This window comes from Streptomyces albiflavescens, assembly GCF_014645835.1.
In the GTDB taxonomy this organism is placed as follows: Bacteria; Actinomycetota; Actinomycetes; order Streptomycetales; family Streptomycetaceae; genus Streptomyces; species Streptomyces albiflavescens.
In genome coordinates this window covers 931,673-956,067 of sequence record NZ_BMMM01000001.1, presented here as the reverse complement: position 1 = coordinate 956,067, position 24,395 = coordinate 931,673, and the positions used below count along the sequence as shown (strand labels likewise).

The following is a 24,395-nucleotide window of genomic DNA, read 5'->3' as shown; positions in this document are numbered from 1 at the left end:
CTACAAAACACCCGTCACCACGGCCCGGAGGACACATGGCGTTCGGCTGGATCGACGAGCAGGCCGAGGTGCGCCGCCGGGCCGGACTTGTGCGCACCCTGCGCCCGCGCCCCGCCGACTCGCCGCTCCTGGACCTCGCGAGCAACGACTACCTCGGTCTCGCCCGCCATCCGGAGATCACCCGGGCGGCGGCAGACGCCGCACGCCGCTGGGGCGGCGGCGCGACCGGCTCCCGGCTCGTCACCGGCACCACGGAACTCCACGGCGAACTGGAACGCGAGCTGGCCGACTTCTGCGGCTTCGAGTCCGCGCTCGTCTTCTCCTCCGGGTACGCGGCCAATCTCGCCGCCGTCACGGCGCTCGCGCCGCACGGCTCGCTCGTCGTGTCGGACGCGGGCAACCACGCCTCGCTGATCGACGGATGCCGACTGGCCCGCGGCACCACCCAGGTCGTCGCGCACGCCGACCCCGACGCCGTGCGCAAGGCGCTCGGCACCCACGCGGGCCCCGCCGTCGCCGTCTCCGACACGGTCTTCTCGGTGGACGGGGACGCAGCGCCGCTGTCCGAACTCGCCGTCGCCTGCAGAGAGTACGGGGCCGGGCTGATCGTCGACGACGCGCACGGGCTCGGAGTCCTGGGCGACGGTGGCAGGGGCGCTCCGCACGCGGCGGGGCTCGCGGGCGACCCGGACGTCGTCGTGACCGTCACCCTCTCCAAGTCGTTCGGCAGCCAGGGCGGCGCCGTCCTCGGCCCCGCCCCGGTCATCGACCACCTGGTCAACGCGGCGCGTACGTTCATCTTCGACACCGGCCTCGCGCCCGCGGCGGCGGGCGCGGCCCTCGCGGCACTGAGGCTGCTGCGTCGCGAACCGGAGCGCGCGGCGCGGGCGCGCGCGGTGGCGACCGCGCTGCACACCCGTCTGACGGCCGAAGGTCTGGAAGCGGTACGACCGGACGCCGCTGTCGTCTCCGTGCGTGCGCCGTCCCCCGAACGGGCCGTGCGGTGGGCGGCCGACTGCCGTGAGGCGGGACTGGCCGTCGGCTGCTTCCGTCCCCCGTCCGTGCCCGACGGCATCTCACGGCTGCGGCTGACGGCCCGCGCGGACCTCACTGAGGAGCAGATCGAGCACGCCGTACGCGTGATCAGCCAGAAGCGGTGAATGGGTAGCGGTCAGCTCAGTGCGGCGATGAATCCCTCCCAGGCGGCAGGAGCGAAGAGCACGGCGGGACCCGCCGTGTTCTTGGAATCGCGCACGGCCACCAGTCCGGACCAGGGGCCCGGTCCGGGGCGCGCCGTCTCGACACAGTTGTTCATTCCCGTGCTGCGGCTGCTGCGCAGCCATCGCACGTCGTGCAGTGAAGTGCTGGAAGGCAGGTACCGAGGCAGTGCAGACATGGTGCCTCCTTACGCGCCGTCACCAATCACGGCGATGTAATCCAACGAGTCCTCGGGCGAAAGGGCGTGGATCTGAAGGGCGTTGAAGGCCTCGCTGTAGGCCTGAAGGTCTTCTTTCCGTTCGAGGTAGAGGCTACTCGTCAAGTGGTCGAGAACAACCACATCCAGATCAGTTGTGTTCGGAAATGAGAAGATAACGAAAGGCCCGGTGACCCCGATGTGTGCTCCGGCGGCGAACGGCAGCACCTGAAGGCGCACTTGAGGCAGTGTGGCCGCCTCCCGCAGCCGCTCCAGCTGCCGTGCCATGACCTCCGGTCCGCCGACTTCCCGTCGTAACACCGCCTCGTCCAGGACGGCGCTCAGTTCCAGCGGCGGATTCGAACGCAGCACGTCCTGGCGGGCGAGGCGCACCTCGACGAGCGCGTCGAGCTTGCCGTCCTCCAGTCCGTCCACCGCGGCCTGCGTCACCGCACGGGCGTACTCGGGCGTCTGCAGCAGCCCCGGCACGACGGAGGTCTCCAGCGTGCGCATCCCGCTGGCCTGCGACTCCAGGCTGATGAAGTCGCGATATGTCGGCGGCAGCACCCCGCGATAGGCGTGCCACCAGTGGTGCCCTCCGTTGCCCTCGGAGCCCGCCAACACGACCAGGAGGTCTCGTAATTCGGGATCCTCGACGCCGTAGGCGTCCAGCAGTCGGGCTACGTCCGCCGGCTTCACCCCGCTGGTGCCGGTCTCGATCCGGCTCACCTTCGACTGATGCCAGCCCAGGAGGCGGGCCGCCTCACCACTCGTGAGACCCGTCTCGGCGCGCAGCGCGCGCAGTTCGGCACCGAGCTTGCGGCGGCGCACCGCGGGACCGTGCTGCATGGCCGTACTCCTTACTCCTTCCGAGCCGCCCAAATACGGTCTGCCGTCGCAGAGTTCACCGCTTCGAGCGACAGATATATGCACATCTTGGTGGATCGCACCCGTGACCGGCCCGGTGATGGCAGTCTGGCGCGAAGCACCAGTTCGGGACCGTACTCGAACCATCCGCTCCGTGTCGGACTCCGGTCCCGTGGGAAAGGGACGACGTCGCCATGGCAGATCATCAGGAAGCATCCGTCACTCTGCCGAGCGATCCCGCCTCGGTCTCCGCGGCCCGGAAATTTGTCGCCGACGTGCTGGCCGAATGGGGCCTGCCGTGCGACTGCGAAGTCGCGGACACCGTACGCCTGATCGTGTCCGAACTAGCCACCAATGCCGTCCAGCACACCTTCGGGCAGTCGCCCACCTTCACGGTGGACGTGCGGCTCGACCGAGACGAACACCTGCGCCTCGGCGTCACCGACAGCCACCCGCGCTTCCCGAAACGGCTGCCCGCAGCCGTCCAACAGGACAACGGCAGGGGCATGGTGATCATCCGCTGGCTGACCGCCGAGTGCGGCGGCAGACTCATCGTCCGGCCCACCCGGGAGGGCGGCAAGACGGTCTCCATCGAACTGCCCTGGACGGCGTCCGTCCAGCCGGTGGCGGCCGGGGGACCTCAAGAGCCTTGAGGAGAGGCGCGGTTGTCGTGTCTGTGCTGCCCGGCGTCGTGCCTGTACTGCCCGACCCGTCCGAAGGCGCCGCGCAGCAGGGCACGAAAGGCATCCGCCGCGGGTGCCGCCTCGTCGGTCCGGTGGACGACTGAGATCGTACGGCGCAGATCACCCGGTTCCAGCAGCCGCGCCCCCACCGGTGTCGCCGCGGTCGCGGCCACCATCTCCGGTACGACCGCCACTCCGAGACCGGCGCTGACCAGCGCGCAGACGAGGGCGTATCCCGGGGTCTCGACGAGCACCGCGGGGGTGGCCCCCGCCCGGGCGAGCGCGGCCTCCACGCCCTGCCGGGGCGGATGGCCCGGGGCCATGCTGATCAGCGGCTGTCCGGCGAGCTCGGTCAGCGGCAGCCGCGCCGAGCCGCCCGCGAGGACATGCCCGGGAGCGGTCACCAGCACCAACTCCTCCACCAGGACCGGCTCCGCGCGCACGGACGAAGGCAGTGGTGCGGGGGTGGAGGGCTCGTAGACGTGCGTCAGGGCCAGGTCTACCTCGCCCGCCGCGACCGCCGAAACGCCCTCCGGAGGCTCGTAGTCGGCCACCGCGAGCTCCACGTCGGGATGAGCCCGGCGAAAGGCGCTGAGCACCGGCGGCAGCAGATGGATGCCCGCCGTCTGGAAGGTGCCGAGCCGCAGTGTGCCGCCCGACAGGCCTGCCAGGCGGGCCAGTTCGTGCCGCGCCCGTTCCATCTCGTCGAGGACCCGGCGTGCCCGCGCCACGAGCAGCTCGCCCGCGTCCGTCAGCCGCGCCCCGCGATGCGACCGCACCAGCAGGGTCGCGCCCGCCTCCCGTTCCAGCTTCGCCAGCTGCTGGGAGAGCGCGGGCGGGGTGTAACCGAGGCGCTCGGCGGCCCGGGTGATCGACCCCGCCTCGGCGACCGCCACCAGCGCCGCGAGCCGCGTCGGGTCGTACATCGTGCCCCTCCCGCTGCCTGGGCTCCCCCCAGGCTCTGGGCTCCCTCGAGTCCTTGGGTCTAAACGATTGCTTAAGGCTCACCCAGGATATTCGACATACCTGCTGAAGGCCCGGCGGAGGCAGTCTGGTGCTCATGGACGCACAGCTCATCGCCTTCACGGGGGTCGCGGCCGGCATGGTCGCGATGCCGGGCGCGGACTTGACCGTCGTCGTACGCAATGCCCTGGCCTCACGCCGGGCCGGAGTCGCGTGCGCGCTCGGGATCACGGGTGGGCTGCTGCTGCACACGGCGCTCGCCGTCGCCGGGGTCGCCGCGGTCCTCACCGCCGTACCCGGGCTGTTCCGGGCGCTGCAGCTGCTCGGCGGCGCCTATGTGCTGTACCTCGGCGTACGGACACTGCGGTCGCTGGGACGGCCGCGCCAGGCGGTTCCCGACGAGGCGCCGTCCGACGCACGCCCGCTGCGCCAGGGCTTCGTCACCAACGCGCTCAATCCGAAGGCGCCGATCACCTTCCTCAGCCTGCTGCCGCAGTTCGTGCCCGCGGGCAGCCCCGCGATGCCCCGGACCCTGCTGTTGGCGCTGATCGTGGTCGTCCTCGCCCTGGTGTGGTTCCCCGCGGTGGCCCTCCTGGTGGACCGGCTCGGCCGGTGGCTGCGCAGGCCGAGTGCCGCCCGGGCCGTCGAGGCGGTCACCGGCACCGCGCTCACGGTGCTCGGTCTGGTGCTTCTGCTCGAACCTCTGAGGGGCTGACGCCACGCTGCACCAGCCGGGGAAGCAGGCCCCACAGCCCCAGGCAGACGACCAGCGTGCCCGCTCCTGCGGCGATGCCCGCGCCGCGCCCCAGGGCCACGTCCACGACGAGGAGCACCGAACCGGTGAACGCCAGCATCAGCACGTACAGACCGATGTGGGCGAGCCGCGATGAGACCCGCACGATGACGCGCTTCACGTTGTGCTGGAACAGCGCCCGGTGCAGGGCGGCAGGGGCCGTGAACAGGGCGGCGGCCAGCATCGAGAGCAGCAGTGTGGTGACGTAGACGGCGCGCTGCACGGTGTCGAGGGACGGGAAGCGCGGGGTGAAGGCCAGGGTCAGCAGGAAGGCGAAGAGGATCTGTACCCCGGTCTGGACGACGCGCAGCTCTTGGAGCAGTTCCGAGAAATTGCGGTCCGCTCGTTCGAGGGGCGTCTCGTCACGTGCCTCGGGGTGAGGATGCTCGGCCATGGTGCACGAGTAACCGGTTCCGCCCGCTTTCACGCACCGAGGGGGTGACGGCGGCGCGCGCCGTCACCCCCTCGGCCGGGTCAGCTGACTCGGCCGTACCAGACGCTCTTCGTCCAGATCTTCTGGAGCTTCACGACCTCCCCGGTCTTCGGGGAGTGCCAGATCTTTCCCTTCCCGGCGTAGATGCCGACGTGGTACACGTACCGGCCCGAGTGGAAGAACACGAGGTCTCCGGCCTTGCGGTGCGAGGCGGAGATGTGATGCGTCTTGTTGTACTGCGCCGCGGCCGTACGAGGCAGTTTCTTGCCCGCCTTCTTGAACGAGTAGAGCGTGAGCCCGGAGCAGTCGAAGCGGCGCGGCCCCGCGGCGCCCCACTGGTACGGGGACCCCTTCTTGGAGGCCGCGATCTGCAGTGCCTTCGCCGCAAGAGTGGCCGCCTCGGCGTCGGGTGCGACGCCCGGGACCACGAGGCTGCCGCCCACGGCGGCGATGGTGAGGGCCGAGGCCGTACCGGCCCTGGTCCACAGCGACGGGACACGATTGAGCGCAGTCATGCGCAACCCTTCGTCAGCCGCCTGTGAAGGATGACCTGTCGGATTCGGGCTGGCGAAGTAGCCCGGCCGCGTAAGCGGCTTCACCCCAAGGACCGCCCGGATCTCTCCGGCGGCCCGTCGTGCTGGGTCCTCCACTCCTGCCGATCCACTTCTGTCGACCGGTCATCCGGGCAGCGGCAGGACTCGGCGTCCGCCCGGACCGCCCCGCCGTTGTGGCGGGGGCTTGTCGTCGGAAGGGATCTTCACTCATGAGTGACGGAAATACCGAGCTGAATCGGTGGTTTGTGGGGTTACTCACCACTCACCCGTTCGGGTGGACACCCCTCCGTTCGAGGGGGTGTTGAGGAAGTCGACCACGCTCGTACCTGCGATGGAGGGGTTCATTCCGCCTCTGAGCTACGCGCGTTGCGCAACTTTTGCGCGCTCTTGAAAGGACCGGTGTCTACTCCATCGGGGGGTACATCATTCGGTCCGTTTGAAACCCGGGCCGGACGCTTCGCGTCGCGACGCGCACCGCGGCCCGGGTGTCCCTGCGTCAACTGCCGGAGTCGGGTGGCAGGGTGACCCGGGCCGCCCGCCGTTCGCCGTCGAGGACGCGCAGGGCTTGCGCCAGGGTCGGGGCGTGCACCTCGCTCTCGCCCCGCTGGTGCATCAGCGCGAGGGCGTCACGCAGTGCCGTCGCCTTGCCGACCAGCGCCTGAGCGGCCCTCAGGCCGCGGTAGGTGTCCCCGGGGCGGGCGGGGTTGATGCGTCCGACCAGATCGACCACGTCGAGGTAACGGTCGATCAACTCGGCCTCGGCGCGGGTCAGCGCGGGCAGCGGGGGCAGGTCGGGGATCATCGGGCGATCACCTGGAGCCGGGCGTGGTGCGCGAGGCCTTGCGGCTCGGGATGATCCGGTCGATCAGTCCGTACGCCACCGCCGCCGGCGCGTCCAGGATCTTGTCCCGCTCGATGTCCGCGGCGACTCGCTCCGGACTCTGCCCCGTGTGCCGTACGAGCATCTCCTCGAGCAGCCTCCGGGTGCGTACCAACTCCTCGGCCTGGATGGTGAGATCGCTCGCCTGACCCTGGATCGGTTCGGGGATCGACGGCTGGTGGATGAGCACGCGGGCACCCGGCAGCGCGAGCCGCTTGCCCGGTGTACCGCCGGCCAGCAGCACGGCGGCGGCCGACGCCGCCTGCCCCAGGCAGACCGTCTCCACGTCGCAGGTGACGAACTGCATCGTGTCGTACACCGCCGACATCGCGCTGAACGAGCCGCCGGGAGAGTTGATGTACAGCGAGATGTCCTGGTCCGGGGCCAGGTACTCGAGGTGCATGAACTGGGCCATCACGTCATTCGCCGACGTGTCGTCGATCGGCGTCCCGAGGAACACGATCCGTTCGTCGAGCAGCTTCGAGTACGGATCCAGGGTCCGGTGCCCCGCGCTGGTCCGTTCGGTGAACTCGGGCAGGACGTAGCGGGCGGACGGGCTCTCCATGGCACGTGCCTCCTCTGATCGACATCTGTAAAAAATGTACAGGACGTACGCTCTCCGTGGGGGTGCCCTCGCTGACAGCGAAATGCGCCGCAGGGGGAGATGTGGCGGATCCGAACGAGATCGTCCGCTCTGCGAGGGGTGTCGGGGGCCGGTCTAAGCTGGAGGACATGGCCTACGAGATTCCGGTGACGCAAGCCAGGGCTGAGCTCGCCGATCTGATCAACCGCGTGGTGTACGGCGGTGAGCGCGTCGTTGTGACGCGGCACGGGAAGCCCCTCGTCGCCCTGGTCTCCGCCGCCGACCTGGAACGCCTCGAAGAACTCCAGGACCCCGCGGACGAGCAGGTGATCAGTTCCCTCTCCAGCGTCCGCGAGGTCGCGTCCGCGCCGCGCGAGCGACAGCGGTTCGGCATCGCCGCGGAGCACCGGGGGCCCAACGCCTCCTAGGGCCTGTCGTCACATTCCCGTCTGCCCCGCGACGCCTGGCACGCACTCTCGCCGCACCGTGCGAAAGCCCAAGTACGTCCAGTACGAGGACTTCCGCTCGGCACGCCGAGAGCACGCACCAGACGCCGCGGGGCCGCCCTTCGGGCGACGACGGGAATGTGACGACAGGCCCTAGGCGCAAGGCGGTTCACCACAGACATAGAGGATCGGAAACGTCGACCGGGAACGGCGGAACAAAGAGACGCCGTCCGCCACCACGGAGGCGGGCGCCGAGCGGGAGTTCGCCCTGGTGAGCCGGCCGCCAGGTCAGGGACGGCGCAGGTCGGATCGCGGCGGCGCCGTCGAAGTACGACACCGAGCGCGGCAGTGACGCGCCCGCGGCCCCGGCCAGGGCCGACCGCCGGCCCGCCGGGCCACTGCCTGCTGGAGCAGCTGGGCGACGGGTGGGCTCGTGGTGGAGCCGGTCAACGGCTTGGGTCCCTGTGCGGTGGCGACGACCGCGCCGTATACGGTCCGGTGCTCGATGGCGTCGCGGGCGATCACGGCGACCATGGAGAGAGGTAGGGCCAGGCAGGCTGGACAACGGCGAAGGGGTGTTCCCCCGGCTGATGATCCAGGTGTGGACCGAGGCCCTGCGCAACGACGAACTGTCGGCCCTGACGACCGCGGGGTACGACAAGGCGCGCGCCGCCTGGGCGAAACTCGTCGAGAACTACAAGGCGGCGGGGCTGATGCCCGAGGACGCCCGCGCCGACGCCATGGCGCGCACGGTGATCGCGCTCGCGCAGGGGTCCGCGGCGCGGACGGCCGTCTTCGGCGCCTCCTCGGCGGTGGTCCTCAGGGACGCTCTGCGGGCCCTGATGGGCATGGGGGAGTCCACCGTGCGGCCGTGAAGGGACCAGGGGCTGGTTAACGTCCTCGAAACTCCGGCCAACTACCGTGCGCATCCATGCCACCAGGGGTTTTCGGTGGCTTCGGCCACCGGGCCCCGCACGGTCCGGAGCGAGGATGTGAGGTGGGACGCCGTGCAACTGACCCCGCACGAGCAGGAGAGGCTGCTCATTCATGTGGCCGCCGACGTGGCCGAGAAGCGGCGGGCCCGCGGGCTGCAACTGAACCACCCCGAGGCCATTGCCCTCATCACCTCGCACATCCTCGAAGGCGCGCGTGACGGCCGTACCGTCGCCGAGCTGATGTCCTCCGGACGCAAGATCCTCACCCGGGACGACGTCATGGAGGGCATCCCCGAGATGATCCATGACGTCCAGGTCGAGGCGACGTTCCCCGACGGCACCAAGCTCGTCACCGTCCACGACCCGATCGTCTGACGGGGGAGCGCGAGCCGTGATTCCCGGAGAGATCCTGTTCGCCGACGGACCCGTCGTCTTCAACGAAGGCCGCGAGGTCACCCGGCTAACCGTCCTCAACGCCGCCGACCGGCCCGTCCAGGTCGGCTCCCACTACCACTTCGCCGAGGCCAACCCCGGACTGGAGTTCGACCGTGCCGCCGCGCGCGGCAAGCGGCTGAACGTCGCCGCCGGCACCGCCGTGCGCTTCGAGCCGGGGATCCCCGTCGATGTCGAACTCGTTCCGCTCGCCGGCGCCCGTGTCGTGCCCGGACTGCGCGGTGAGATTGGAGGTGCCCTCGATGCCTGAGATCTCGCGTGCCGCGTACGCCGATCTGTTCGGCCCCACCACCGGCGACCGCATCCGGCTCGCCGACACCGATCTGCTGGTGGAGATCGAGGAGGATCGCTCCGGCGGCCCCGGACTCGCCGGTGACGAGGCGGTGTTCGGCGGTGGCAAGGTCATCCGCGAATCCATGGGCCAGGCGCGCGCCACGCGCGCGGACGGCACCCCGGACACGGTGATCACGGGTGTCGTGATCATCGACCACTGGGGGATCGTCAAGGCCGACGTCGGCATCCGCGACGGCCGGATCACCGGCATCGGCAAGGCGGGAAACCCGGACACCATGGACGGTGTGCACCCCGACCTGGTGATCGGTCCGGAGACCGAGGTCATCGCGGGCAACGGGCGGATCCTGACCGCGGGCGCCATCGACGCGCACGTCCATCTGATCTGTCCGCAGATAGCGGACGAGGCGCTCGCCGCCGGGATCACGACGCTGGTCGGCGGCGGCACGGGTCCCGCAGAGGGCTCCAAGGCGACCACCGTCACGCCCGGCCCCTGGCACCTGGCCCGGATGCTGGAAGCGATGGAGGGGTACCCCCTCAACTTCGGCCTGCTCGGCAAGGGCAACACCGTCTCGCACGACGCGATGTACTCGCAGATCCGGGGTGGCGCGCTCGGCCTGAAGATCCACGAGGACTGGGGCTCGACGCCGGCGGCGATCGACGCCGCGCTCACCGTGGCCGACCGTACGGGTATTCAGGTCGCCATCCACACGGACACCCTCAACGAGGCCGGCTTCGTCGGTGACACGCTCGCCGCGATCGGCGGGCGCGGCATCCACGCGTACCACATCGAGGGTGCGGGCGGCGGCCACGCCCCGGACATCATGTCCGTGGTCTCCGAGCCGCACGTGCTGCCCAGCTCCACCAACCCGACCCGGCCCTACACCGTCAACACCGCCGAGGAACACCTCGACATGCTGATGGTGTGTCACCACCTGAACCCGGCCGTCCCGGAGGACCTGGCCTTCGCGGAATCCCGGATCCGGCCCTCCACGATCGGGGCCGAGGACATCCTGCACGACCTCGGCGCCATCTCGATCATCTCGTCCGACTCCCAGGCCATGGGCCGCGTCGGCGAGGTCATCATGCGGACCTGGCAGACGGCACATGTGATGAAGCGGCGGCGAGGGGCTCTTCCCGGTGACGGGCGCGCGGACAACCATCGCGTACGTCGCTATGTCGCCAAGTACACGATCAACCCGGCGCTCGCCCAGGGGCTCGCCCGCGAGGTCGGTTCCGTCGAGACCGGCAAGCTCGCCGACCTCGTGCTCTGGGAGCCCGCGTTCTTCGGGGTCAAGCCGCATCTCGTCATCAAGGGCGGACAGATCGCGTACGCGCAGATGGGCGATGCCAACGCCTCGATTCCGACGCCGCAGCCGATTCTGCCCCGGCCGATGTACGGGGCCATCGGGCGGGCCCCGGCCTCGAACTCGTTCAACTTCGTGGCGCCGCTCGCCATCGAGGACGGGCTGCCGGAACGGCTCTCGCTCGGGAAGCGGTTCGTCGCCATCGAATCGACGCGTGGGGTGACCAAGGCCGACATGCGCGAGAACGACGCGCGGCCGCACGTGCGGATCGATCCCGACAGCTTCGCCGTGCACATCGACGGGGAGCTCGTCGAGGCGACTCCGGCCGCCGAACTGCCCATGGCCCAGCGCTACTTCCTCTTCTGATGTCCCGCGCAGCACTGCTCGTCCTGGCCGACGGCCGCTTTCCCGCCGGGGGACATGCCCACTCCGGCGGGGCTGAGGCGGCGGTCAAGGCCGGGCGGATCACCGGGGCGGCGAGTCTGGAAGAGTTCTGCCGGGGGCGGTTGCACACGGCCGGGCTCGTGTCGGCCTCGCTCGCCGCGGCGGGTGCGCTCGGCGTCGATCCGGTGGCGTTGGACGCGGCCGCGGACGCCCGTACGCCGTCGCCCGCGCTGCGGGTCGCTGCGCGCAGGCTCGGGCGGCAGTTGATGCGGGCGGCTCGGGCGACGTGGCCTTCGGCGGAACTCGACGCGGTGGCCCGGGAGTTTCCGAAGGGGGCGCATCAGCCCGTGGTGCTCGGGCTGGCCGTCCGCGCTGCCGGGCTTGGGACCGATGACGCCGCGTACTGCTCCGCGTACGAGTGTGTGAGCGCACCGGCGACCGCGACCGTGCGGTTGCTCAGTCTCGACCCCTTCGATGCGACGGGGGTGCTGGCGCGCCTCGCGCCGTCGCTGGATCTCGTCGCCCGGCAGGCGGTGGATGCCGCGCGGAGTGTCCTCGACCACGGGGTCGATGCGCTGCCTGCCGCGTCGGCTCCGCTGCTGGAGATCAGCGCTGAGGCACACGCGGCGTGGCCTGTACGTCTCTTCGCGTCATAGGGAGATCCTCGGCCCTTCCGCCCTACCCGTCCTGTATCCGGGGGCTGCGTCCCCGGACCCCCGCTTTCGGCCCGAACGGCCTCGTCCCCGAACGCCGACCGGGCGGAAAGCAGCCCGCCGGGCTGAAACATTGGAGCCACGCCATGCACCTCGACCACTCCCACTCACACGACGGTCCCTCCGCCGTCAGCGCTGATGCCCACCGGCCCGACGGGGCTCGTCGCGCGCTGCGGATCGGGCTCGGCGGGCCCGTGGGCTCCGGGAAGACCGCCACCGTCGCCGCGCTCTGCAAGGCGTTGCGTGACGAGTTGTCCCTGGCGGTCGTCACCAACGACATCTACACACGGGAAGACGCCGAGTTCCTGCTGCGGGAGGCCGTGCTGCCGCCCGAGCGGATTACCGCCGTCGAGACAGGGGCCTGCCCGCACACCGCCATCCGGGACGACATCTCCGCCAACCTCGAAGCGGTCGAGGATCTGGAGGACGAGGTGGGGCCACTGGATCTGATTCTGGTGGAGTCCGGGGGTGACAACCTCACAGCGACCTTCTCCAAGGGGCTGGTCGACGCGCAGGTCTTCGTCATCGATGTGGCGGGCGGGGACGACATTCCGCGCAAGGGCGGGCCCGGTGTCACGACGGCCGATCTGCTCGTCGTCAACAAGACCGACCTCGCGCCGTACGTCGGGTCCGATCTGGGGCGCATGGCGGCCGATGCCAAGGCGCAGCGGGCCGAGCTGCCGGTCGTCTTCCAGTCGCTCCGAACCGAGGCCGGGGTCACGGACGTCGCTGAGTGGGTGCGGGAGCGGCTCGCCGCGTGGACGGTATGACGACGGGGGGAGTTCGGGCCACCGCACGGATTTCGGCACGGGACGACGGGCGGGGCGGGACCTCGCTGCCCGTGCTGGAGGGGAACGGGCCGCTCGCCCTGCGCCGTACCCGGGCCGACGGCACCGAGGCGCGCGTGTTGCTCGTCGGCGCGATGAGCGGTCCGCTCGGCGGTGATCACTTCACGGTCGAGACGGAGGTGGGAGAGGGGGCGCGGCTGCACGTCGGGTCGGCCGCCGCCACCATCGCGCTGCCGGGGCAGAACAAGGGGGAGGCGCACTACGGCGTGCGGCTCCACGTCGCCGACGGGGGAGAACTGCGCTGGCTGCCCGAGCAGTTGATCTCGGCGGGCGGCAGCGATCTGTACGTCTCCTCGCGCATCGAACTCGACGAGGGTGCTCGGCTCGTCTTCCGGGAGGAGCAGGTGCTCGGGCGGGTAGGCGAGGAACCCGGGCGGCTCACCAGTCGTCTTGCCGTGCGGCTCGGTGGACGACCGTTGCTGGACCAGGAGTTGGCGTGCGGACCCGGTGCGCCCGGCGGCTGGGACGGGCCCGCCGTCCTCGCGGGGCTTCGGGCCCTGGGGCAACTCGTGGTCGTACGACCGGAGTTCGAGACGGAGCTGCCGCAGGCGCGACTGCTGGGGGAGTACGCGGCGCTCACGCCGCTCGCCGGACCGGCCGTGCTGGTGACCGCGCTCGCGTCCGACGGGCTGCGGTTGCGGCGCGTGCTGGACGAGGCGCTGCGGATGCTCGGCTGAAAGAAGGCGTCTCCGCTCAACGGAACAGTGGATACCGGCTATCGGATTAGTAAAGAAGGCCGGTCACATCTGTTCTCAGGGACCTCACAGCCGAAAGGATCCCCGTACCAATCGCAACGACGTACGGGGAGGTCCCACTTGAGGTCCATGAGACCGTCGAGACGGGTGACAGCGCTCGGTTCCGCCGGAGCGCTCGTCACGGCGACCCTGATAGCCGGGGCCGTGGCGGCCCCGTCGGCCACCGCCGACTCACGCCACGGTCAGAGCCGGGAGCAGCGCGGAGCGGCCATCGCCGCGGAGCGAGCCGCCAAGGCCGGAATCGACTGGCAGGACTGCCCCGCGGACTGGGGCTTCGAGAAGCCGATCCAGTGCGGCTGGGTCAGTGTGCCGCTCGACTACGCCCACCCGAACGGCAAGCAGATCAAGCTGGCCGTGGACCGTATCGGGAACACGGGCACCAAGGAGGAGCGTCAGGGCGCCCTCGTCTACAACCCGGGTGGCCCCGGTGGTTCGGGCATGCGCTTCCCGCGCCGTGTCACCACCAAGAACCCCATCTGGGCGAACACCGCCAAGGCGTACGATTTCGTGGGCTTCGACCCGCGCGGTGTCGGTCACTCGGCTCCCATCTCCTGCATCGACCCTCAGGAGTTCGTGAAGGCGCCCAAGGCCGACCCCGTCCCGGACACCGAGGCGGACAAGAGCGCCCAGCGCAAGCTGGCCGCTGAGTACGCGGATGGCTGCGCCGAGCGCAGCGGCGCCATGCTGCCGCAGATGACCACGCCGAACACCGCACGCGACCTGGACGTCATCCGGGCCGCACTCGGCGAGAAGAAGCTCAACTACCTGGGCGTCTCGTACGGCACGTACCTGGGTGCCGTCTACGGCACGCTCTTCCCGGGCCACGTCCGTCGCATGGTCGTCGACAGTGTCGTCAACCCGTCGCGCGAGAACATCTGGTACCAGGCCAATCTGGAGCAGGACATCGCCTTCGAGGGCCGCTGGAAGGACTGGGAGGACTGGGTCGCCAAGAACGACGCCGCCTTCCACCTCGGCGACACCCGCGCCAAGGTGCAGGACCAGTGGCTGAAGCTGCGCGCCACTGCGAAGCAGAGCCCGCTGGGTGGCGTCGTCGGCCCTGCCGAGCTCATCTCCTTCTTCCAGAGCGCCCCGTACTACGACTCCTCGTGGGTGCCGGTCGCGACGGTGTTCAGCAAGTACGTCGCCGGTGACACCCAGGCGCTCGTCGACGCCGCCGCGCCCGACCTGTCGGACACCGCGGGCAACATCGCCTCGGAGAACGGCAACGCCGTCTACACGGCCGTCGAGTGCACCGACGCCAAGTGGCCCACCAGCTGGAAGAAGTGGGACCGGGACAACACGCGGCTCCACAAGGACTACCCGTTCATGACGTGGGCCAACGCGTGGATGAACCTGCCGTGCGCCACCTGGCCGGTCAAGCAGCAGACCCCGGTGGACGTGAAGACCGGCAAGGGGCTGCCGGCCGTCCTGATCGTCCAGTCCACGCGTGACGCCGCCACTCCGTACCCCGGCGCCGTCGAACTGCACAAGCGCTTCAAGGGCTCCCGCCTGATCACCGAGAAGGACGCGGGCTCGCACGGCGTGACCGGTCTGGTCAACCCGTGCATCAACTCCCGGGTGGACGCCTACCTGCTGACCGGCACGACGGACAGCAGCGACGTGACGTGCACGCCGCACGCCACGCCGACGCCCTAGCTCGTCGTCAAGTGACCGAAGGGCGGCCGGAGTTCCGGCCGCCCTTCCCTCATTTCTTCAACCAGGCGTCCTCCGCCGCGTAGTCGAAGAGATCCCCGTACGCCCGGAACATCTCCGGATACGCCTCGCGCCAGTCCCGCCCGGCGAGCCGGCCTTCGATCCAGGCGACCGTCTCCGGGAGGGACTCGGCGTACCGGACCACGGGGCGGTAGCCCAACTCCCGTTCGGCCGCGGTCATGTCGCAGATCACGGGATGCGGAACCGACCAGGGTGTGTCGCCCACCGTGGGGGCGGGAGGGGGCCCATCCACGAGGACGTTCTCGCTCTCGACGCCCATCACCGCATCGACCGCCGCGCCGATCTCCGCCACCGTGGGTGCCTCGGGGTCACAGGCGTTGAGGACACGCGATCCCGGCCGCTCGGCCGCCAGGCGGACCAGCTCGGCGAGGTTGTGGACGCCGGCCGGATGGAAGCGGCTCGTGCCGCCGAAGGGGAGGATCCGTCTGCGGCGGCCGTCGAGGTTGCGCTTGACGAAATACAGCTCGCGGGGCGAGCGGCAGTGCGGCCCGTGGACGGCACCCGCGCGCAGCAGGGTCGCGGGCAACTGGTCGCCCAGGGAGAGAAGTTCGCGCTCCAGGGCGACCTTCCGGGTGCTGTACGTGTCGTCACCTGGCCGCACGGTGCGCTGACCCTCCGGGATCGGCACCGGATACTCCGGGAAGCCGTCCGGCTGCGACTGTGTGTCGAAGCCGCGCCCCTTGCCGTCCTCGTAGACCGACACGCTGGAGATCACCACGGCGGAGCCGACGCGACCGGCCAGGCCCGTCAACTGTCCTGCGTGCCCCGCTCCATAGGCGACGATGTCGACGACCACGTCGCAGCCGTCGCCGATCACCGATCCCAGTGCCGCGTCGTCCTCGCGGTCGAGGCGCGCGCTGCGTACGTCCTCGGGCCAGGTCTCGTCCTGGCCCCCGCCACGTGACGCGGCCGTCACGTCCCAGCCGTCCCGCGCGAGCGCACCCACGACCGCACGCCCGATCTGTCCCGTCGCCCCGATCACCACAGCTCGTCTCATGACAAGACCGTACGGCGGCGAGCACGGGTCTCTCAGTGGATTAGCCCTCGGCAGATTCGCGGGGCCCGCGGGGGTCAGCTGAGCGGCATCCGCCGGAAGGGGCGGGCCTTCGCCGCGCTCTCGGCGGCCTCCTCGGCCTTCACGACGGCCGCGTACCGGTCGACGTACTCCTGTTCGGAGAGGGTGAGGATGGCATACATGATCTCGTCGGTGATGGCACGCAGGACGGCCTTCTCGTTCTCCATGCCGGCGTAGCGGGAGAAGTCGAGGGGCTTGCCGAAGCGGATCACGACGGGGTGGATGTTCGGGATGACCTTGCCCGGGGGCTGGGCCTCGAAGGTGCCGATCATCGCGCAGGGAATCACCGGGACCTGGGCTCTGAGAGCCATCACCGCGACGCCGACCTTGCCCTTGTACAGACGGCCGTCGTGCGAGCGGGTGCCCTCCGGGTAGATGCCCAGCAGTTCGTTCTTGCGCAGGACGCCGAGTCCCTCACGGATCGCGGCCTGGCCTGCCTCCTTGCCGGAGCGGTCCACCGGGATCTGCCCGGCGCTGCGGAAGAATGCGGCGGTCAGCCGGCCCTTGATGCCGGGGCCGGTGAAGTACTCGGCCTTCGCGAGGAAGGTGATCCGCCGCTTGAGGATCGCGGGCATCAGGAAGTGGTCCGAGAACGACAGATGGTTGCCGGCGACGATGGCGGGGCCCGACGGCGGGATGTGCTCAAGGCCCTCGATCCGGGGCCGGAAGACAAGCCTCAGCAGCGGCCCGAGAAGGACGTATTTGAGGACGTAGTAGAACATGGGGTCGCTCCTCACTCTGGCGGATCGGCTCAACCGCCGCGTTCCAGCAGGTCAACCGGCATGTCGCGGAGTGCCAGTCTATGTGCAGGCGCAGCCGGCCGGAACCGTGTCCGAACGGACTCATGCTGACCCATGACCGCTTTCCTGACGGCAGGTCAGGGTGCGATGGGCGTGTTCTTGCGCAGGTCGGGACGATCGCTGGTCCAGCCTGCTGCTACTGACCGGTACACATCAACCTGATGGCGCAGTGTGGCGCAATCACGGCTGCCTGCTGGCAAGCGGGTGGGTCTTGTGTCCCCGGGGGTACTCCTGCTGCAGGTTTCGCGAAGCCGCAGCTCCTCGTCGGGCGCGAGCGGCGGATGCTTCGTAGATTGGAAGTGGCGCGTCACCAGGACTGGGCAGGAAGCACGTGACATCACCAGAGATCGACTACGCAGCGCTGTTCGCGGCCACGCCGAGCCCCTACCTCGTGCTGGGGCCCGACCTGGTGATCGTCGATGTGAACCGGGCCTACCTGCAGGCGACCAACCGCAGCCGCGACGACCTGGTGGGGCAGTACATCTTCGACGCCTTCCCCGACAACCCCGGGGACCCGAACGCCGACGGGGTGCGCAACCTGGACGCCTCGCTGCGCCGGGTCCTCGCGACGCGCGAACCCGACACCATGGCGCTGCAGAAATACGACATTCCCATCATGCAGCGGCCGGGCCACTTCGAAGAGCGGTGGTGGTCCCCGATCAACACCCCCGTCCTGGCACCCGACGGAACGGTGGCCTGGATCATCCACCGAGTGGAGGACGTCACCGCGTTCGTGCGCGCCCGTCAGACCTTCCGTCGGCTGTACGGCGTGAACGCGAGCGTGAGCGAGCGCGAGGAGGGAATGGAGGCCGAGCTGTACGCCCGCGCCCGGGAACTGCAGTGCCTCAACGAGGAACTGCGCCTGGCCCACTCCCGCGAACGCCAGGTCGCCGTCACCCTGCAAGAAGCCATGCTGCACTCCCCGGACCTCGCCCGGCACCCCGACATCGCGGTGCGGTATCTGCCCGCCGTCGGTTCCCTGAACGTGTGCGGCGACTGGTACGACGTCGTCGACCTGCCCGGCGACCGCTTCGCCGTCGCGGTGGGCGACGTCGTCGGCCACGGCCTGGAGGCCGCGACTGTCATGGGCATGCTCCGCAGTGCACTGAGTGCCTCCATCCGCACCGTGGGGGGGCCGGCGAAAGCCTTGGAGGTGCTCGGCTTGTACGCCCGGTCGGTCGAGGGTGCGATGGCCACCACCGCGGTCGCCGCACTGATCGACTCCGGTAGCCGGCAGGTCTCCTACAGCAGTGCCGGCCACCCGCCGCCCGTGCTGCTGCACTCCGACGGCACCTGCCGGCTGCTCGACCGGGCCACCGACCCACCGCTGGGCGCACGCCCCGAACACGTCGCCCGCCCCCAGTCAGCCGTCCCCTACACCCTGGGAGACACCCTCGTCCTGTACACCGACGGGCTCATCGAACGCCGGGGCGAAGACATCGACGCCGGCCTCCACCGCCTCACCGACGCCCTGTCCCGCTCCGCCCGGCTCGGCCCGGACCGCCTGGCCGACGCCCTGCTGGCCCGCCTCGGTGTCACCGGTGGCGCCCGCGACGACATCGCCCTCGTGGCCGTACGGCTCTGACACCTCCGGACCCCGCGGCCGCACCGGAAGACGGCTGTGGGGCCGGTGGGACCTTCACGGCCCCACCGGCCCCGGAACCTCCGTCGCCGTATCGCCCTGCGCGGGCCGAGGTGACGCCCCGACCCGATCGCCGTCGGTATCAGACGCCTTGGGTCAGGACCTTCTCCAACGCCCCGAGCGCCGACCGGAGTTCCTCGCCGGTGATGGTCAGCGGCGGGGCCAGCCGGATGGTCGAACCGTGGGTGTCCTTGACCAGGATCCCTTCGCGCATCAGGCCCTCGCTGATCTCGCGCCCCGTGCCGATGGCCGGGTCGATGTCGACGCCCGCCCACAGCCCGCGCGAGCGGAAGCCCTCGACGCCCTTGCCCACGAGTGCGGAGAGGCCTCCACGCAGGACCGCGCCCAACTCGGTGGCGCGGCGCTGGAATTCACCGGTCTCCAACAGCTCGACGACGGCCGAACCGACCGCCGCGGCGAGCGGATTGCCGCCGAACGTCGAGCCGTGCTCGCCGGGCCGCAGCACTCCGAGGACGTCCCGGCGGCCGACCACCGCGGAGACCGGCACGATGCCGCCGCCGAGTGCCTTGCCGAGCAGCAGCAGGTCCGGGACGACGTCCTCGTGGTCGACGGCGAGGGTGGTGCCCGTGCGGCCGAGGCCCGACTGGATCTCGTCCGCGATGAACAGGCAGCCGTTCCGCCGGGTCAGTTCGCGTACGCCGGTGAGGTAGCCGTCGTCGGGGATGACGACCCCCGCCTCGCCCTGGATGGGCTCGATCAGCACGGCCGCGGTGGTCTCGTCGACCGCCGCTTCGAGCGCGGCGAGGTCGTTGTACGGGACGACACGGAAACCGGGCGTGAAGGGGCCGAAGCCCGTGCGGGCCGTCTCGTCCGTGGAGAAGCTGACAATGGTCGTCGTACGGCCGTGGAAGTTGTCGGCGGCCACGACGATCGTCGCCCGGTCCGGCGCGACGCCCTTCACCTCGTACGCCCATTTGCGGGCCACCTTGATCGCGCTCTCCACGGCCTCCGCGCCCGTGTTCATGGGCAGGACCATGTCCTGGCCCGTCAACTCGGCCAGCGATTCGGCGAAGTGGGCCAGCTGGTCGTTGTGGAAGGCGCGCGAGGTGAGCGTCAGCCGGTCGAGCTGCTGGTGCGCCGCCTCGATCAGCACCGGGTTGCGGTGGCCGAAGTTGAGCGCCGAGTAGCCCGCCAGCATGTCGAGATAGCGGCGTCCCTCGACGTCCTCGACCCAGGTGCCCTCGGCGCGGGCGACGACCACGGGCAGCGGGTGGTAGTTGTGCGCGAGGACGGGCTCCTCGGCGCTGATGAGGTCGGCGGAGGTGCGCGTACGGGCGGGGATACGGGTGGGTGCCGTCATGAACGGATCTCCTGAGTGCAGCACTTGATGCCGCCGCCGGCCTTGTGGAACTCGGACAGGTCGACGGGGACGGGGACGTAGCCGTGGCGTACGAGCTGGTCGGCGAGGGCTTCGGCGCGCGGCGAGATGAAGACGTGGCGGCCGTCGGAGACGGAATTGAGGCCGAAGGTCATGGCGTCCTCGCGGGTCGCGAGCACCGCGTCCGGGAAGAGGCGGGCGAGCACCTCTCGGCTGCCCGGCGAGAACGCCTCCGGGTAGTACGCGATGTTCGCTTCGTGCCCGTCGTCCAGGACGAAGAGGGCCGTGTCCAGGTGGTAGAACCGCGGGTCCACCAGCTGGAGGCCGATCACCGGGACGCCGAAGAACTCCTGCACCTCGCGATGGGCCTCGGGGGTCGTACGGAATCCGGTGCCGGCCAGGACGTACCGGCCCGTCGGGACCAGATCGCCCTCGCCCTCGCACACCGACTCGGGGCGGTAGACGTCGAAACCGGCCGCCTTGAACCAGGTCTCGTACGCGGTGGACTCGGGGCGGCGCTGCGGCGCGTGGAAGAGCGAGCCGAAGACACGGCCCCCCAGGACGAGCGCGGAGTTCGCCGCGAACACCATGTCGGGGAGGTCGGCGACGGGCTCGACGGAGTCGACTGTGTGGCCGTGGGCGCGATAGGCGCTGATCAGCGCCTGCCACTGGCCGCGGGCCAGATCGACGTCCACCGGGGTGTCGGGGTGCATCCAGGGATTGATCGCGTACTGCACGGCGAAGTGTCTGGGTTCGCAGACGAGGAAGCGCCGGGGGCGCGGCACACGGCTGTCGGGCACAGAGAGGTACCTCCGCTTCCTGCGGTGTTGGCTGGGGGTGCCTCCACGGTAGGAAACGGGGGATACGGGCGACAAGCGACGAGAGCTGCGCGTGTGCGCAGCTTTGCTGCGCAATCCGGGGGGTCAGCGCACGGTTGCTGCGTCATCCGGCGCGGCGTGGGTCGCGCCCGCCTCCGGGGCCTCGGGCAGCAGGTGGGACAGCACCATGTAGCTGATCGTCTTCCGGATGAAGGGTTCGGCACGGATCCGCTCCAGCACCTCCTCGAAGTGCTCCACGTCCGTGGCGCGCACATGCAGCAGCGCGTCCGCGCCCCCGGTCACCGTCATCGCCGCGGTGATCTCCGGATGGTTGCGCACGACCTCCGCGAGCCGCCGGGGTGGGGCCGCGCCCTCGCAGTACACCTCCACATACGCCTCCGTGCGCCAGCCGAGCGCCGTCGGCTTCACCGTGGCCGTGAAGCCGGTGATCACGCCGGTCTCGCGCAACCGGTCGACGCGGCGCTTGACCGCGGTGGCGGACAGGCCGATCGCCGCGCCGATCTCCGCGAAGCTCGTCCTGGCATTGGCCATCAGGGCCGTGATGATCTTGCGGTCGAGGTCGTCGAACATCGCGGGCTTGCTGTTCATGGCGGCACTGTATCCAGCGCGCCGCCCGGGCCCCGTCCGGCGCAACATCCATGCCGCATCCAGCGGCAAGGTCCACGCCCCGCACATGTCCAGTCCCGCGAATCGCTCTTACACTCCACTCTCATGCTGCGCGCGCTCGCCGTCGACGACGAACGACCCTCCCTCGAGGAACTCCTCTATCTGCTGAACGCCGATCCACGCGTCAGCAGCGTCGAGGGCGCGAGCGACGCGACCGTGGCGCTGCGCCGGATCAACCGGGCGCTGGAGTGCGGACCCGGTGGGCCCGAGGCGATCGACGTCGTCTTCCTCGACATCCATATGCCGGGGCTGGACGGGCTCGACCTCGCCCGGCTGCTCACGGGCTTCGCCCAACCGCCGCTTGTCGTGTTCGTCACCGCCCACGAGGGCTTCGCCGTGCAGGCCTTCGACCTCAAGGCCGTCGACTACGTCCTCAAGCCCGTCCGCCGGGAGCGGCTCGCCGAGGCCGTCCGGCGAGCCACCCAGCTCAGGGACACCGCACCGCTGATTCCCGTGCACGAGCCCGACCCCGACCACATATCCGTCGAACTCGGCGGGGTGACCCGATTCGTGGCCGTCGAGGACATCACCCATGTCGAGGCGCACGGCGACTACGCCCGCCTGCACACCGCCCAGGGCAGTCACCTCGTGCGCATCCCGCTGTCCACCCTCGAAGAGCGCTGGCGCTCCCGAGGCTTCGTCCGCATCCACCGGCGCCACCTCGTCGCGTTGCGCCACATCGGCGAGCTCCGGCTGGACGCGGGTACGGTGAGCGTCCTCGTCGCCTCCGTCGAACTCCAGGTCAGCCGTCGGCACGCGCGCGAACTGCGCGACCTGCTGCTGCGCCGGACCACGAGCTGAGGAGGGCCGCGTGCCGCAGGACCCGACCGAGCGCCGTGTGGTCGTCACCGGCGTGCCCCGGCAAACCCGCCGGACGTCCGGCTACTACCGGCCCAGGACCGAGATCGACGAACAGACCACACTCGGCCACACTTACGTCCGCTCCCTGATGCGCAGTCAACTCCGCGTCGCCCTCGTGGTGTTCGCGGTCCTGGTACTGCTCGTCGGTCCCCTTCCCCTCGTCTTCGCCGCGATGCCGGACGGCGCGAGTCTGGAGTGGGCCGTGCTCGGATTCTGCGTGTACCCCCCGCTGGTGCTGCTCGCCCGCTGGTACGTACGCCGGGCGGAGCGCAACGAGAAGGACTTCGTGCGCCTGGTCGAGGACCGCTGAGCCGTGAACCAGAGTTACGCCGTTCCCGCGGTCGCCCTCGTCGTCGTCGCGACCGTCCTGGTCGGCGCCTTCGGCCTGCGCATCTCCCGGACCACCTCGGACTTCTACGTCGCCTCGCGCACCGTGGGCCCCCGGCTCAACGCGGCGGCGATCAGCGGCGAGTACCTCTCGGCCGCCTCCTTCCTGGGCATCGCCGGCCTCGTGCTGGTCCAGGGCCCGGACATGCTCTGGTACCCGGTCGGCTACACGGCGGGCTATCTGGTGCTGCTGCTGTTCGTCGCGGCCCCGCTGCGTCGCTCCGGCGCGTACACCCTGCCGGACTTCGCGGAGGCACGGCTCGGCTCGGGGGCGGTACGGCGGCTGGCCGGTGCCTTCGTCGTCGGCGTCGGCTGGCTGTATCTGCTGCCCCAACTCCAGGGCGCGGGACTGACGTTGGCCGTGCTGACCGACGCGCCCGACTGGTTCGGCGGAGTGCTCGTCGCCGTCGTCGTGGTCGCCACCGTCGCGGCGGGCGGCATGCGCAGCATCACCTTCGTGCAGGCCTTCCAGTACTGGCTCAAGCTCACCGCCCTGTTGGTCCCCGCGCTCTTCCTGGTCCTCGCCTGGCAGGCCCACGGCGCACCCCGCGACGCCTTCGACGAGCCGGCGACCTTCCGCGAACAGCGGGTCGTACGCGTCGACGACACCCTCGACCTGAAGCTCTCCCGGCCGCTGGGCGTCACGGCCACGGGCAGCGTCGACGGACGCCGGTACGAGGGTGAGCGCGTCGAACTCCCCGCGGGCGTCCACCACATCGAGCGCGGCGCCCGGCTCACCTTCACCAAGGGCGACCCGGTCCCGGTGGCCGACCGCGGCAGCAACGGCGGCATGTCGACCTCGCTGGCGGCCGGGCGCGAGGAGCGCCCGCTGTACGCCACCTACGGACTGATCCTCGCGACCTTCCTCGGCACGATGGGACTGCCGCATGTGGTCGTCCGCTTCTACACCAGCCCGCACGGCGTCGCCGCCCGCCGCACCACGGTCGCCGTGCTCGGTCTGATCGGCGCCTTCTATCTCCTTCCGCCCGTCTACGGGGCGTTGGGACGGCTGTACGCCCCCGAGCTCAGCCTCATCGGGAACGCGGACGCCGCGGTGCTGCTGCTGCCCGACCGGATGATCGGCGGAGTCGGCGCGGACCTCCTGGGCGCACTCGTGGCGGGCGGCGCCTTCGCGGCGTTCCTTTCGACCGCGTCCGGACTGACCATGGCGGTGGCGGGCGTGCTCACGCAGGACGTGCTGCCCGCGCGTGGGGTACGGCACTTCCGGCTCGGGACCGTGCTCGCGATGGCGGTGCCGCTCGCGGCGAGCGTGCTGGTGGGCGGGCTGCCGGTGGCCGACGCGGTGGGGCTCGCGTTCGCCGTCTCCGCCTCGTCCTTCTGCCCCCTGCTGGTGCTCGGCATCTGGTGGCGGCGGCTGACCCCGCCGGGCGCGGCCGCCGGGATGCTCATCGGCGGCGGCTCCGCGCTGGTCGCGGTCGGCGCGACCATGGCGGGCTATCCGGGCACGGGCTCCCTGCACGCACTGCTCGCCTGGCCCGCGCTGTGGTCGGTGCCGCTCGGATTCGTGACGATGATGCTCGTGTCACTGGCCACGCCGGGACGGGTGCCGGCCGGGACGGCGGCGATCCTGGCCCGGTTCCATCTGCCGGAGGAACTGGCCGGCGCTCAGGTGCGCGCCGCGGTGAGCGCCAAGGAGGTCGGGGCGTGAGGGGGAGCGGCGGGAGGCCAGGCGTGCGGGGAAGGGACGAGGGCCGGCGCCTGCGGGGGACGGACCAGCGTCGAGGCGTGT

General features: G+C 70.6%; 28 protein-coding genes, 1 pseudogene and 1 riboswitch. Of the genes and pseudogenes, 16 read left to right on the top strand and 13 right to left on the bottom strand.

What is annotated here, in order from left to right:
• Positions 1 to 35: 35 nt before the first annotated feature.
• Positions 36 to 1,160 (top strand): 8-amino-7-oxononanoate synthase, encoded by a 1,125-nt coding sequence (locus IEY95_RS04085; protein ID WP_189184405.1) that lies wholly within the window; start codon positions 36 to 38, stop codon positions 1,158 to 1,160.
• An 11-nt stretch (positions 1,161 to 1,171) separates the two neighbouring features.
• Here IEY95_RS04085 and IEY95_RS04080 read toward each other — a convergent pair whose 3' ends face one another.
• Together IEY95_RS04080 and IEY95_RS04075 are read right to left on the bottom strand one after the other, a co-directional pair.
• Positions 1,172 to 1,396 (bottom strand): DUF397 domain-containing protein, encoded by a 225-nt coding sequence (locus IEY95_RS04080; protein WP_189184404.1) that lies wholly within the window; start codon positions 1,394 to 1,396, stop codon positions 1,172 to 1,174.
• 9 nt (positions 1,397 to 1,405) lie between these two features.
• A complete protein-coding gene (locus IEY95_RS04075; protein WP_189184403.1) occupies positions 1,406 to 2,263 on the bottom strand; it encodes a helix-turn-helix domain-containing protein in 858 nt (285 codons plus the stop codon).
• A gap of 212 nt (positions 2,264 to 2,475) precedes the next feature.
• On the opposite strand from IEY95_RS04075, the gene IEY95_RS04070 reads away from it, so the two are divergent.
• Positions 2,476 to 2,934 carry an ATP-binding protein gene (locus IEY95_RS04070; RefSeq protein WP_189184402.1) on the top strand — a complete coding sequence of 153 codons (459 nt, stop codon included), beginning with the start codon at positions 2,476 to 2,478 and terminating at the stop codon, positions 2,932 to 2,934.
• Here IEY95_RS04070 and IEY95_RS04065 read toward each other — a convergent pair.
• Positions 2,922 to 3,890 (bottom strand): LysR family transcriptional regulator, encoded by a 969-nt coding sequence (locus IEY95_RS04065; RefSeq protein ID WP_189184401.1) that lies wholly within the window; start codon positions 3,888 to 3,890, stop codon positions 2,922 to 2,924. The genes IEY95_RS04070 and IEY95_RS04065 overlap by 13 nt on opposite strands.
• 134 nt (positions 3,891 to 4,024) lie before the next feature.
• Here IEY95_RS04065 and IEY95_RS04060 point away from each other — a divergent pair, with 134 nt between their 5' ends.
• Positions 4,025 to 4,642 carry a LysE family translocator gene (locus IEY95_RS04060; protein ID WP_189184400.1) on the top strand — a complete coding sequence of 206 codons (618 nt, stop codon included), beginning with the start codon at positions 4,025 to 4,027 and terminating at the stop codon, positions 4,640 to 4,642.
• Here the strand turns inward: IEY95_RS04060 and IEY95_RS04055 are convergent.
• The 4 genes from IEY95_RS04055 to IEY95_RS04040 all read right to left on the bottom strand — a co-directional run bounded on the left by IEY95_RS04055 (position 4,596) and on the right by IEY95_RS04040 (position 7,152).
• Positions 4,596 to 5,114, bottom strand: a complete 519-nt coding sequence (locus IEY95_RS04055; protein ID WP_189184399.1) for a DUF6328 family protein — start codon at positions 5,112 to 5,114, stop codon at positions 4,596 to 4,598. The genes IEY95_RS04060 and IEY95_RS04055 overlap by 47 nt on opposite strands.
• A gap of 80 nt (positions 5,115 to 5,194) precedes the next feature.
• The gene (locus IEY95_RS04050; protein WP_189184398.1) at positions 5,195 to 5,668 is read right to left on the bottom strand and encodes a C40 family peptidase; all 474 of its coding nucleotides are present in this window, start codon (positions 5,666 to 5,668) and stop codon (positions 5,195 to 5,197) included.
• Between the two features lie 3 nt (positions 5,669 to 5,671).
• Positions 5,672 to 5,835: riboswitch (cyclic di-AMP (ydaO/yuaA leader) on the bottom strand.
• 368 nt (positions 5,836 to 6,203) lie between these two features.
• Positions 6,204 to 6,509, bottom strand: coding sequence for a hypothetical protein (locus tag IEY95_RS04045; protein ID WP_189184397.1), 306 nt, complete (start codon positions 6,507 to 6,509; stop codon positions 6,204 to 6,206).
• Between the two features lie 7 nt (positions 6,510 to 6,516).
• Entirely contained in the window at positions 6,517 to 7,152 is a 636-nt protein-coding gene (locus IEY95_RS04040; RefSeq protein WP_189184396.1) for an ATP-dependent Clp protease proteolytic subunit, read from the bottom strand.
• A gap of 167 nt (positions 7,153 to 7,319) precedes the next feature.
• Here IEY95_RS04040 and IEY95_RS04035 point away from each other — a divergent pair, with 167 nt between their 5' ends.
• Positions 7,320 to 7,598, top strand: coding sequence for a type II toxin-antitoxin system Phd/YefM family antitoxin (locus IEY95_RS04035; RefSeq protein WP_189184395.1), 279 nt, complete (start codon positions 7,320 to 7,322; stop codon positions 7,596 to 7,598).
• A 402-nt stretch (positions 7,599 to 8,000) separates the two neighbouring features.
• On the opposite strand, the pseudogene IEY95_RS48705 reads toward IEY95_RS04035, so the two are convergent.
• Positions 8,001 to 8,135: pseudogene (locus IEY95_RS48705) on the bottom strand (ABC transporter permease); the annotation flags it as partial.
• A gap of 71 nt (positions 8,136 to 8,206) precedes the next feature.
• Here IEY95_RS48705 and IEY95_RS04030 point away from each other — a divergent pair.
• From IEY95_RS04030 to IEY95_RS03995, 8 genes are all read left to right on the top strand, one after another.
• Complete coding sequence (locus tag IEY95_RS04030) at positions 8,207 to 8,491, top strand: TetR family transcriptional regulator C-terminal domain-containing protein (RefSeq protein ID WP_189184394.1); 285 nt, start codon at positions 8,207 to 8,209, stop codon at positions 8,489 to 8,491.
• 132 nt (positions 8,492 to 8,623) lie between these two features.
• The gene (locus IEY95_RS04025) at positions 8,624 to 8,926 is read left to right on the top strand and encodes an urease subunit gamma (protein ID WP_189184393.1); all 303 of its coding nucleotides are present in this window, start codon (positions 8,624 to 8,626) and stop codon (positions 8,924 to 8,926) included.
• 16 nt (positions 8,927 to 8,942) lie between these two features.
• Positions 8,943 to 9,254 carry an urease subunit beta gene (locus tag IEY95_RS04020; protein WP_189184392.1) on the top strand — a complete coding sequence of 104 codons (312 nt, stop codon included), beginning with the start codon at positions 8,943 to 8,945 and terminating at the stop codon, positions 9,252 to 9,254.
• Positions 9,247 to 10,968: an urease subunit alpha gene (locus tag IEY95_RS04015; protein ID WP_189184391.1), complete on the top strand. Its 1,722-nt coding sequence runs from the start codon at positions 9,247 to 9,249 to the stop codon at positions 10,966 to 10,968. The genes IEY95_RS04020 and IEY95_RS04015 overlap by 8 nt, the downstream gene beginning before the upstream one ends.
• A complete protein-coding gene (locus tag IEY95_RS04010; RefSeq protein ID WP_189184390.1) occupies positions 10,968 to 11,642 on the top strand; it encodes an urease accessory protein UreF in 675 nt (224 codons plus the stop codon). Before IEY95_RS04015 ends, IEY95_RS04010 begins: the two co-directional genes overlap by 1 nt.
• A 143-nt stretch (positions 11,643 to 11,785) precedes the next feature.
• Positions 11,786 to 12,469, top strand: a complete 684-nt coding sequence (ureG, locus tag IEY95_RS04005) for an urease accessory protein UreG (protein ID WP_189184389.1) — start codon at positions 11,786 to 11,788, stop codon at positions 12,467 to 12,469.
• Positions 12,466 to 13,224 (top strand): urease accessory protein UreD, encoded by a 759-nt coding sequence (locus IEY95_RS04000; protein WP_189184641.1) that lies wholly within the window; start codon positions 12,466 to 12,468, stop codon positions 13,222 to 13,224. The genes ureG and IEY95_RS04000 overlap by 4 nt, the downstream gene beginning before the upstream one ends.
• Before the next feature lie 147 nt (positions 13,225 to 13,371).
• A complete protein-coding gene (locus IEY95_RS03995; protein ID WP_373294426.1) occupies positions 13,372 to 14,958 on the top strand; it encodes an alpha/beta hydrolase in 1,587 nt (528 codons plus the stop codon).
• A 49-nt stretch (positions 14,959 to 15,007) separates the two neighbouring features.
• On the opposite strand, the gene IEY95_RS03990 is transcribed toward IEY95_RS03995, so the two are convergent.
• Entirely contained in the window at positions 15,008 to 16,021 is a 1,014-nt protein-coding gene (locus IEY95_RS03990; protein ID WP_189184640.1) for an NAD-dependent epimerase/dehydratase family protein, read from the bottom strand.
• 86 nt (positions 16,022 to 16,107) lie between these two features.
• A complete protein-coding gene (locus tag IEY95_RS03985; protein ID WP_189184387.1) occupies positions 16,108 to 16,833 on the bottom strand; it encodes a lysophospholipid acyltransferase family protein in 726 nt (241 codons plus the stop codon).
• A 409-nt stretch (positions 16,834 to 17,242) separates the two neighbouring features.
• Between IEY95_RS03985 and IEY95_RS03980 the strand changes: the two genes are divergently transcribed.
• Complete coding sequence (locus tag IEY95_RS03980; RefSeq protein WP_308429274.1) at positions 17,243 to 18,496, top strand: PP2C family protein-serine/threonine phosphatase; 1,254 nt, start codon at positions 17,243 to 17,245, stop codon at positions 18,494 to 18,496.
• Between the two features lie 139 nt (positions 18,497 to 18,635).
• On the opposite strand, the gene rocD is transcribed toward IEY95_RS03980, so the two are convergent.
• The 3 genes from rocD to IEY95_RS03965 all read right to left on the bottom strand — a co-directional run bounded on the left by rocD (position 18,636) and on the right by IEY95_RS03965 (position 21,319).
• The gene (gene rocD, locus IEY95_RS03975; RefSeq protein ID WP_229702545.1) at positions 18,636 to 19,874 is read right to left on the bottom strand and encodes an ornithine--oxo-acid transaminase; all 1,239 of its coding nucleotides are present in this window, start codon (positions 19,872 to 19,874) and stop codon (positions 18,636 to 18,638) included.
• Positions 19,871 to 20,692 (bottom strand): dimethylargininase, encoded by an 822-nt coding sequence (gene ddaH / locus IEY95_RS03970; protein ID WP_189184386.1) that lies wholly within the window; start codon positions 20,690 to 20,692, stop codon positions 19,871 to 19,873. The genes rocD and ddaH overlap by 4 nt, the downstream gene beginning before the upstream one ends.
• Positions 20,693 to 20,815: 123 nt before the next feature.
• Positions 20,816 to 21,319, bottom strand: coding sequence for an Lrp/AsnC family transcriptional regulator (locus tag IEY95_RS03965; RefSeq protein WP_189184385.1), 504 nt, complete (start codon positions 21,317 to 21,319; stop codon positions 20,816 to 20,818).
• 123 nt (positions 21,320 to 21,442) lie between these two features.
• Between IEY95_RS03965 and IEY95_RS03960 the strand changes: the two genes are divergently transcribed.
• From IEY95_RS03960 to IEY95_RS03950, 3 genes are read left to right on the top strand one after another with little or no spacing between them, the layout of a single operon-like run.
• The gene (locus IEY95_RS03960; protein WP_189184384.1) at positions 21,443 to 22,198 is read left to right on the top strand and encodes a LytR/AlgR family response regulator transcription factor; all 756 of its coding nucleotides are present in this window, start codon (positions 21,443 to 21,445) and stop codon (positions 22,196 to 22,198) included.
• A gap of 10 nt (positions 22,199 to 22,208) precedes the next feature.
• Positions 22,209 to 22,568 carry a hypothetical protein gene (locus IEY95_RS03955; protein WP_189184383.1) on the top strand — a complete coding sequence of 120 codons (360 nt, stop codon included), beginning with the start codon at positions 22,209 to 22,211 and terminating at the stop codon, positions 22,566 to 22,568.
• Between the two features lie 3 nt (positions 22,569 to 22,571).
• A complete protein-coding gene (locus IEY95_RS03950; protein ID WP_189184382.1) occupies positions 22,572 to 24,314 on the top strand; it encodes a sodium/solute symporter in 1,743 nt (580 codons plus the stop codon).
• Positions 24,315 to 24,395: the final 81 nt, after the last annotated feature.

What these genes read in the sequence shown, in the direction of transcription:
- IEY95_RS04085 (WP_189184405.1), top strand. Translation starts at nt 36, where the DNA reads ATGGCGTTCGGCTGGATCGACGAGCAGGCCGAGGTGCGCCGCCGGGCC.
- IEY95_RS04080 (WP_189184404.1), bottom strand. Translation starts at nt 1,396, where the DNA reads ATGTCTGCACTGCCTCGGTACCTGCCTTCCAGCACTTCACTGCACGAC.
- IEY95_RS04075 (WP_189184403.1), bottom strand. Translation starts at nt 2,263, where the DNA reads ATGCAGCACGGTCCCGCGGTGCGCCGCCGCAAGCTCGGTGCCGAACTG.
- IEY95_RS04070 (WP_189184402.1), top strand. Translation starts at nt 2,476, where the DNA reads ATGGCAGATCATCAGGAAGCATCCGTCACTCTGCCGAGCGATCCCGCC.
- IEY95_RS04065 (WP_189184401.1), bottom strand. Translation starts at nt 3,890, where the DNA reads ATGTACGACCCGACGCGGCTCGCGGCGCTGGTGGCGGTCGCCGAGGCG.
- IEY95_RS04060 (WP_189184400.1), top strand. Translation starts at nt 4,025, where the DNA reads ATGGACGCACAGCTCATCGCCTTCACGGGGGTCGCGGCCGGCATGGTC.
- IEY95_RS04055 (WP_189184399.1), bottom strand. Translation starts at nt 5,114, where the DNA reads ATGGCCGAGCATCCTCACCCCGAGGCACGTGACGAGACGCCCCTCGAA.
- IEY95_RS04050 (WP_189184398.1), bottom strand. Translation starts at nt 5,668, where the DNA reads ATGACTGCGCTCAATCGTGTCCCGTCGCTGTGGACCAGGGCCGGTACG.
- IEY95_RS04045 (WP_189184397.1), bottom strand. Translation starts at nt 6,509, where the DNA reads ATGATCCCCGACCTGCCCCCGCTGCCCGCGCTGACCCGCGCCGAGGCC.
- IEY95_RS04040 (WP_189184396.1), bottom strand. Translation starts at nt 7,152, where the DNA reads ATGGAGAGCCCGTCCGCCCGCTACGTCCTGCCCGAGTTCACCGAACGG.
- IEY95_RS04035 (WP_189184395.1), top strand. Translation starts at nt 7,320, where the DNA reads ATGGCCTACGAGATTCCGGTGACGCAAGCCAGGGCTGAGCTCGCCGAT.
- IEY95_RS04030 (WP_189184394.1), top strand. Translation starts at nt 8,207, where the DNA reads ATGATCCAGGTGTGGACCGAGGCCCTGCGCAACGACGAACTGTCGGCC.
- IEY95_RS04015 (WP_189184391.1), top strand. Translation starts at nt 9,247, where the DNA reads ATGCCTGAGATCTCGCGTGCCGCGTACGCCGATCTGTTCGGCCCCACC.
- IEY95_RS04010 (WP_189184390.1), top strand. Translation starts at nt 10,968, where the DNA reads ATGTCCCGCGCAGCACTGCTCGTCCTGGCCGACGGCCGCTTTCCCGCC.
- ureG (WP_189184389.1), top strand. Translation starts at nt 11,786, where the DNA reads ATGCACCTCGACCACTCCCACTCACACGACGGTCCCTCCGCCGTCAGC.
- IEY95_RS04000 (WP_189184641.1), top strand. Translation starts at nt 12,466, where the DNA reads ATGACGACGGGGGGAGTTCGGGCCACCGCACGGATTTCGGCACGGGAC.
- IEY95_RS03995 (WP_373294426.1), top strand. Translation starts at nt 13,372, where the DNA reads ATGAGACCGTCGAGACGGGTGACAGCGCTCGGTTCCGCCGGAGCGCTC.
- IEY95_RS03985 (WP_189184387.1), bottom strand. Translation starts at nt 16,833, where the DNA reads ATGTTCTACTACGTCCTCAAATACGTCCTTCTCGGGCCGCTGCTGAGG.
- rocD (WP_229702545.1), bottom strand. Translation starts at nt 19,874, where the DNA reads ATGACGGCACCCACCCGTATCCCCGCCCGTACGCGCACCTCCGCCGAC.
- IEY95_RS03965 (WP_189184385.1), bottom strand. Translation starts at nt 21,319, where the DNA reads ATGAACAGCAAGCCCGCGATGTTCGACGACCTCGACCGCAAGATCATC.
- IEY95_RS03960 (WP_189184384.1), top strand. Translation starts at nt 21,443, where the DNA reads ATGCTGCGCGCGCTCGCCGTCGACGACGAACGACCCTCCCTCGAGGAA.